4 protein-coding genes, 1 tRNA gene and 4 pseudogenes are annotated in these 6742 nt (G+C 69.6%); 3 read left to right on the top strand and 6 right to left on the bottom strand.

Translation table 11 applies throughout. The annotated features are described in order from the left end of the window. From GJ632_RS17870 to GJ632_RS17860, 3 pseudogenes are all read right to left on the bottom strand, one after another. A pseudogene (locus GJ632_RS17870) lies at positions 1–346 on the bottom strand (DUF4129 domain-containing protein); the annotation flags it as partial. 99 nt (positions 347–445) lie between these two features. Next, positions 446–1113: pseudogene (locus GJ632_RS17865) on the bottom strand (ArsR/SmtB family transcription factor). A 32-nt stretch (positions 1114–1145) separates the two neighbouring features. After that, positions 1146–1861: pseudogene (locus tag GJ632_RS17860) on the bottom strand (DUF1405 domain-containing protein). Between the two features lie 219 nt (positions 1862–2080). On the opposite strand from GJ632_RS17860, the gene gpmI reads away from it, so the two are divergent. Continuing rightward, the gene (gene gpmI, locus GJ632_RS17855; RefSeq protein ID WP_191453655.1) at positions 2081–3595 is read left to right on the top strand and encodes a 2,3-bisphosphoglycerate-independent phosphoglycerate mutase; all 1515 of its coding nucleotides are present in this window, start codon (positions 2081–2083) and stop codon (positions 3593–3595) included. A 6-nt stretch (positions 3596–3601) separates the two neighbouring features. Here gpmI and GJ632_RS17850 read toward each other — a convergent pair. Beyond that, a pseudogene (locus GJ632_RS17850) lies at positions 3602–4262 on the bottom strand (TVP38/TMEM64 family protein). Positions 4263–4598: 336 nt separating this feature from the next. Between GJ632_RS17850 and GJ632_RS17845 the strand changes: the two are divergent. Continuing rightward, entirely contained in the window at positions 4599–4961 is a 363-nt protein-coding gene (locus GJ632_RS17845; RefSeq protein WP_191453657.1) for a DUF5830 family protein, read from the top strand. Positions 4962–4984: 23 nt separating this feature from the next. Here GJ632_RS17845 and GJ632_RS17840 read toward each other — a convergent pair whose 3' ends face one another. Continuing rightward, positions 4985–6040, bottom strand: a complete 1056-nt coding sequence (locus GJ632_RS17840; protein ID WP_197428070.1) for a hypothetical protein — start codon at positions 6038–6040, stop codon at positions 4985–4987. A 130-nt stretch (positions 6041–6170) separates the two neighbouring features. Here GJ632_RS17840 and GJ632_RS17835 point away from each other — a divergent pair. Continuing rightward, positions 6171–6326: transfer RNA gene (locus tag GJ632_RS17835), tRNA-Met, on the top strand. Positions 6327–6623: 297 nt separating this feature from the next. On the opposite strand, the gene GJ632_RS17830 is transcribed toward GJ632_RS17835, so the two are convergent. Continuing rightward, positions 6624–6742, bottom strand: a 119-nt coding sequence (locus tag GJ632_RS17830; RefSeq protein WP_191453654.1) for a PGF-CTERM sorting domain-containing protein, incomplete at its 5' end; no start/stop codon positions are given.

The following is a 6742-nucleotide window of genomic DNA, read 5'->3' as shown; positions in this document are numbered from 1 at the left end:
CGTCCGTGGGCGCGCGTGCGTCGTCCCCGGTGAGTCGCACCACGACGAGAAACGCGCCGACGAGGAACAGCGCGACGCCGACGACGAGTCGTCCGAGCGCGGTTCCGTCGCCCGTCGAGTCGCTCTCCAGTTCGTTCGCGGCGTCGACGGAGGGGAAGACGAGGTTGTCGAGGTGCTGCGAGGACGATTCGGCGCCACCGCCGGACGGCGAACCCGACCCGGAGGCGGCGCTGTCCCGTGGCTGTACGGCGTCCGACTGTGCCGCGGGGAGCGTGCTCGCCGCGAGACCGACGACTGCGACGGCGAACACGGTCAGTAGGAGGGCGGCGGCGCGGGACCGTTCCATCGATACGTTCGTCTCGCTGACAGAATCGGCGGCCCCGATGAAACATCTTTCCCTCCGTCGGCGCGGTCGGTCGGGGCCGGACGAGAGAGCGCCGTCCGGTCAGGCCAACGTCCCGCCGGCGACGACCCACCCGCCCTCCTCCTTCGCGACGAGTCCGCGTTCGGCGAGTCGGTGGACCGCCTCTTCGCGTCGGCGGGCGCGGCGTTGAGTTCGCGCGCGACGCCCTCTATCGTGTCCTCGCCGCGCGCGATGGCCGCGAGCGTCTCCGCGTAGAAGCGGCTGTCGGCGTCCGCGCCGATGCGCTCGTTCAGTCGGTCCAGCACGTCGGTGATACGCCCGTGGACCCAGCGCTGCGCCAGCGACAGTTCGTTCTCCAGGTCGGCGAGGTGGCCGAGTTCCTGCGCGAGTTCGCTCACGTCCTGGGCGTCCTCGGCCGGCATGTCGAAGGAGAGGTGCGGACACCGGCCGGACATGTCGAGGTTCGGACTCGCGGGATAGGCGCTCTTGGCTCCGAACCCGTACGGCGAGACGTTCACCTCGAGACGGAGGTTGCGCGAGATGTGGAAGTACTTGCGTCGCTGGTCGTCGGTGCGGCTCTTGACGAGTCCGGCGTCCTCCAGTTTCCGGAGGTGGTCGATGACCGCCTTCGGACTCACTCCGAGGTACTCGCTAATCTCGGTGACGTAGCAGGGTTTGTGCGACAGCAACCGGAGGATGCGCCGCCGGTTCTCGTTACCGAGTAGGTCTAACAGTACCGCGGAGTCCATAACCAGAGGTAAATCACGCGGCGTGATGAGACTTACTGACGCTCGGCGGCCGCGGCGGCGTCCTCGCGCGTCGATTCGGCGCCGTGCCGGTCGAACATCCACGCCGCGAGCGCCACCGTGAGCAGGGTGAGCGCGACGGTGATTCCCGCCAAGAGCGGCCCCGCTTCGTACTTCAGCGGCGGGTAGAAGCCGAAGCCGTAGTCGTACACGTCGTTGACGAGGGCGAGGACGAGGGCGAGTCCGAGCGCCCCTCGCGTCGTCTTCCCGTAGTAGGGGATGGCCACCGCCTCGACGAGGAAGAACAGGTGCGTGAGCATGATGCCCCAGTAGTCCCAGAGCAACTCGGGCGTGAAGCGACGTAGAGGTCCGGACGGAGGTTGAGGGCGACGGCGGTCCAGACGCCGTACTTCACCAGCCAGACGAACGCGAGCGTGTGGACGACGGCGAGGACGCGGTTCGACGGCGCGTCCGTCACGCGTCCGCCCAGGTGCGGCAGGAGCGTCGCGAACGAGAGCGTCGCGAGCGCCAGCGCCGTCGGCGAGTCGCCGAACAGCGGGTACAGGAGCGAACTGACCTCCGACAGCGACGGCTCCGAGTGGACGTAGAAGCTCACGCCGAGGAGGAACGCGGCGGCGTTGACGAGGAGCAACCACGCGAGACTCGCCCCGTTGCCGAGGTAGTACTGCACCCAGCGCTCGGGAACCGGTCGCCGGAGCGTCCGCCCCGGCGTGTCTCCTGTCTCGTCCATCGCCCGTCCCGACGGGCGGCGGTCGAAAGAAGCTGTCGCGTTCCGCTCGTCGGTCCGCGCCGGGCCGCGCCGGTCTGCGCCCGCGGTGGACCGCCCTGCCGCCGCCCCCGGCCCGCCGTTCGCCGAACCGCCGGAGAGAGCCGCGGACGCCGCAAAGACCGTGAACGACCGACCTCGGGAAGCGAAGGCTAGTTACGACTCGCCCGCGTCGCCCCGAACATGCAGGCTGCGCTCGTCATCCTCGACGGCTGGGGTCTCGGCGACCACGACAGACGCGACGCGGTGAAGGCGGCGGCCACGCCGAACTTCGACCGCATCGCCGAGGCAGGTGCGTACGGAACGCTCGACGTGTCCGGACGGAACGTCGGCCTCCCGGCGGGACAGATGGGCAACAGCGAGGTGGGCCACCTCAACATCGGCGCGGGCCGCGTCGTCAAACAGGCGTACACGCGCATCGAGGACGCCATCGACGACGGTTCGTTCTACGATAACGACGCGCTGAACTCGGCGTTCGAGCACGTCTCGGAGACGGGCGGACGCGTCCACTTCATGGGCCTCGTCAGCGACGGGGGCGTCCACTCCGAGCAGCAGCACCTCCACGCGCTCATCGAGATGGCCGCGGACCGCGGCGTCGAGGCCGTCAGCCACGCGTTCATGGACGGACGCGACACCGACCCCCACGGCGGCGAGGACTACCTCGCGGAACTGGAGTCGGTCGTCGACGACCACGGGACGGGCGACGTCGCCACCGTCTCGGGGCGCTACTACGCGATGGACCGCGACCAGAACTGGGAGCGGACGAAGCGCGCCTACGACGCCATCGTCGAACGCGAGGCCGAGTACGAGGCGGCGACGGCCGTCGACGCCGTCACCGAGTCGTACGACCGCGGCGAGACGGACGAGTTCGTCGAACCGACGCTGGTCGAGGGCGGGCCGGCACTCGACGACGGCGACGCCGTGATATTCTTCAACTTTCGACCGGACCGCGCCAGACAGCTCTGTCGGATGCTCGCAGACGTCGACCCCGAGTGGTCGTTCGAGACGTCGCCGCCGGAGACTCGGCTGGTGACGATGACGGAGTACGACGAGACGTTCCCGTTCCCCGTCGCCTTCCCGCCGGAGGAGCCCCAGCAGACGCTGGGGGAGACGCTGGCGGAGGCGGGGAAGACGCAACTCCGCCTCGCCGAGTCCGAGAAGTACGCCCACGTCACCTACTTCCTCAACGGCGGCCGCGAGGTGGAGTTCGACGGCGAGATTCGGCGCATCATCGAGAGCCCCGACGTGCCCACCTACGACGAGAAGCCTGAGATGAGCGCCGCGGCGGTGACCGACACGGCAATCGACCTCGTCGAGTCGGAGGACCCCGACGCGATGGTCCTCAACTACGCGAACCCGGACATGGTGGGTCACACCGGTGACTTCGACGCCGCCGTCGCCGCCGTCGAAGCCGTCGACGAACAGCTCGGTCGGCTGGTCGAGGCGGTGGAGGCGGCGGGCGGACACGTCCTCGTCACGGCGGACCACGGCAACGCCGACGACATGGGGACGCCGGCGTCGCCGCACACCGCCCACACGACCAACCCCGTTCCGTTCGTCTACCTCACGCCCGAAGGCGACGACGGCGGCCGAACCGTCCGGTCGGGCGGGTCGCTGTGCGACATCGCGCCGACGATGCTCGAACTGATGGGAATCGAACGGCCGGCGGCGATGACCGGCGAGTCGCTCCTCGAATAGCCCGGCTCAGGCGGCGTCACCGTCCGCGCCGTCGGCGCGTTCGCCGTACCACTCGTACGCCGTCGGCGCGAGCAACAGCACGGCCGCGAGTCCTGCGGCGACGACCAGTCGCGCGTCTATCGCGCCCGCGAGGTCGCCCGTCGTCAGCGTCTCCGCCGAAGCGCCGGCCAGACGCCGGCGACGGCCCACGGCAACTCGCCGACGGCGGTGCCGACGACGAACCAGCGGAGACGCACCCCGGCGATGCCGGCGCCGACCGACACCACGTCGGACGCGCGGGGACGAGACGGCTGAGCACGACGCTCCTGAGGTCGCCCGTTCGCTCGACGAACGACTCGCCGGCCGCCGCGAGCCGACCCGTCCGGCCGTAGCGCCGGGCGAACAGGAACGGCGGCACGCTGGTCAGGACGATGAGCGCGAGGGCAAAGGGGAGGCCGACGAGTCCGAAGCCGAACCCGACGACGACGGCCAGAATCGTCGTCGGCCACGCGAGGAACGGCCGGACGACGGCGAGGGCGACGGCGGCGACGACGAGACGCGTGGGGTCGGCGACGACCCACGCCGCGCGCGAGAGAACCGCGTCGGGCGAGACGGCCACCGCCGCGATGGCGACGACGACCAGCGTCACGCCGGCGACGACGCGCGAACTGACCCGAGGGCGCTCCATCGACGGACTGTCTCGCACGCGAGGCTATACGCCTTGTGCCTCGCCGGGGTCCGTCCGCCGCGGCCGCCCGCCCCGCGTCACAGGCCTCGCACTCGACCCGACCGCGGTGCGTTTTTGTCGCTGCGCCGCCCACGTGAGGGTGATTCGTGGACGACGACAGCGAGGCGCAGTCGGACCTGTCGGCCTCGAAGCGGGAGCGACGGCACCGCCGACGGTGGGTGCGGCCGGGACGGCGCCGCGGACGACGCCGAGAGCGGTGACCGGTCGGGAACGGGCACGGACCCGAGTCACGACGGACCCGACGCCGGCCCCGCCGCGGACCGTCCGGTGGGCGAGATGGACCGCGAGGAGCGCATCGAACTCGGCGTGGACCTCCTCGCCCACCTCGAAGCCGACGAACTCCCCCTGTCGGCGGTCGTCGACCGCATCGAGACGGTGACGACGAACCCGACGCTCACCCGGGAGATACTCGACACGGCGGAGCTTCGGGGGGTCATCGACCGGGAGGAGGGACGCATCCTGACGCGCCGCGGCGGGACGTTCGTCCGCTTCGAGCGTCAGGTGGTCCGACGGGACGGCGACTTCTCCTGTCGGCGGTGCGGGGCCGGTCTCTCGACGGGGCACTTCGTCCGCTTCGACTCCGGCGAGTTGGGGCCGTTCGGCTCCTCGTGTATCAGGAAAGTCCTCGGTCGCGACTGAGTCGACGCCGGCCGGAGCCGCGGTTACCGACCGCGGCGCAGTTCTTCGATGAGTTGCTCGATGAGTTCGCGCTGTTGGCGAATCTCCTCGCCCTGCCTGTCGACGGTCGCCCGGAGTTCCGCGAGTTCCTCGGCGACGCGTTCGTCCGCGTCGGCCGCCGCGGACTGGAAGCCCGACCCCTCGAACCCCTCGTCGGCGTCGGCCGTCGTCTCCGTCTCCGCCTCCGTTTCGACCGACTGGGGAGACGCTTCGACCTGCTGGGCGACGCTTCCCGCACTCGCACTCGCGTTCGCGGCCGCCTCGACGGGTTCGTCGGGTGCGGACTCCGAACGCGTGGCGTTCTTCGGTTCGTCGGACAGTTCCGCGGGGTTGGCGCTCAGCGGGTCGGGACCGTCGCCGAAGGAGACCTCCCCCTCCTCGGCCGGCGGTTCGTCCTCCTCGGGTTCGTTCGCCTCGCGGAGTTCGTCCAGCGAGGAGACGCCCCAGTAGCTCAGCAGCGCGGATTCGAGCGTCTCGCGGAGTTCGCGCGCGTCGTCGTTCGGTGCCTTGAACCGCTCTTGCCGACCGTCGACGGTCATCACGACGGAGGTGGCGACGCTGCCGCCCTCGAACTGGAGGTCGGTCACGTCGTCGTAGCGGTACTCCTCGAAGTCGTCGTCCCACAGCGCCGACCCGATGTGCTTGACGACCCGTCCGGCGGAGACGACGAGGGTGAGTTCGCTGAACCGGAACAGTCGCTCGACCGGTTCGTCGGCCGCGAGGATGTCGTTGGCCTTCAGGACGCCTTCGACGACCGGGTGGAGGGCGCGGTCGAGGTGCTTCACGGAGAGACCGAACGACTGCTCGCCGTCGAGACCGTAGTCGAGCGTTATCTTCCCCTTCCGTCGACCTTCGGAGGCGGTGATACGCTCGGCGGTGTGCGGGTACTCCTCGACAGTCTCGTCCGAGAGTAACCCTTCCGACCGATAGACCAGCGTTCGCGTCGGCGTGGCGTACAGTTCGTCCTCGCCGCCGAGGGCGACGCGGGCGACCACGTCTTCGCCCTCGAGGGCGGACTGGACCATCTGCGGTTGGCTCATAGGTGGGTGTACCCGTCCCGGTTGATAAATCCGAGGGTGACTCGACGCCTCCTCGTGCGGCGTGGTGGCACGCCTCTCGGCACTATCAGATGAGAAGGTTAAAGAACTTCATCGGCCAACGAGTGAACGAGCCCGGGTGGCTTAGCTGGACATAGCGCCGCACTCATAGGGTTTCTGAGATTCGGTGCGGTATGCCTTGGAAGCCTCCGCCCGCTCCCCACAGGGGCCTGCCGAGCCTCAGACCTGGGACATGCGGAGATCGTGGGTTCGGAGCCCACCCCGGGCACTTCTCTCGAACGTCACGCGAACAGTCGCCTCCTTCCTCGTCGAGTCACAACGGCCGTTCGACGCTCCGAGTGCGCTCGGTTTCGCCTCTCGAGCGGATCGTCTCACGGTTCGTCGGTCGTTCACGCCGTCGTCTCGAACCGTCCGTCAGCGACGGCACCGGTTCTGCGGTCGAACGTGCGTCGGCAGAAGATGTCGTGAACGGCCGACCGTCGTCGCGCGACGGCGCTGTCGCTCTCGGTCGCGGCGTCGAAAGAAATGAAGTTCGAAGGGCCGGCGTGAGCCGGTGGTTCAGACGTTAGTCGCGACGGATGGCGAGGAGCGCGGCGGCGAGGAGTGCCGTCACGGCGACGATCACACCGAAGCCGGGCGTACCGGTTTCAGTGGCAGGCTCCGTGCCGGTGTCCGTACCGGGCG

Origin of the sequence: Halogeometricum sp. CBA1124, assembly GCF_009741955.1 — an archaeon.
In the GTDB taxonomy this organism is placed as follows: Archaea; Halobacteriota; Halobacteria; order Halobacteriales; family Haloferacaceae; genus Halogeometricum; species Halogeometricum rufum.
This window is presented reverse-complemented; position numbering and strand designations above follow the sequence as displayed.

Coding starts and splice junctions, on each gene's coding strand:
- GJ632_RS17840 (WP_197428070.1), bottom strand. CDS start 6,040: ATGAGCCAACCGCAGATGGTCCAGTCCGCCCTCGAGGGCGAAGACGTG.
- gpmI (WP_191453655.1), top strand. CDS start 2,081: ATGCAGGCTGCGCTCGTCATCCTCGACGGCTGGGGTCTCGGCGACCAC.
- GJ632_RS17845 (WP_191453657.1), top strand. CDS start 4,599: ATGGACCGCGAGGAGCGCATCGAACTCGGCGTGGACCTCCTCGCCCAC.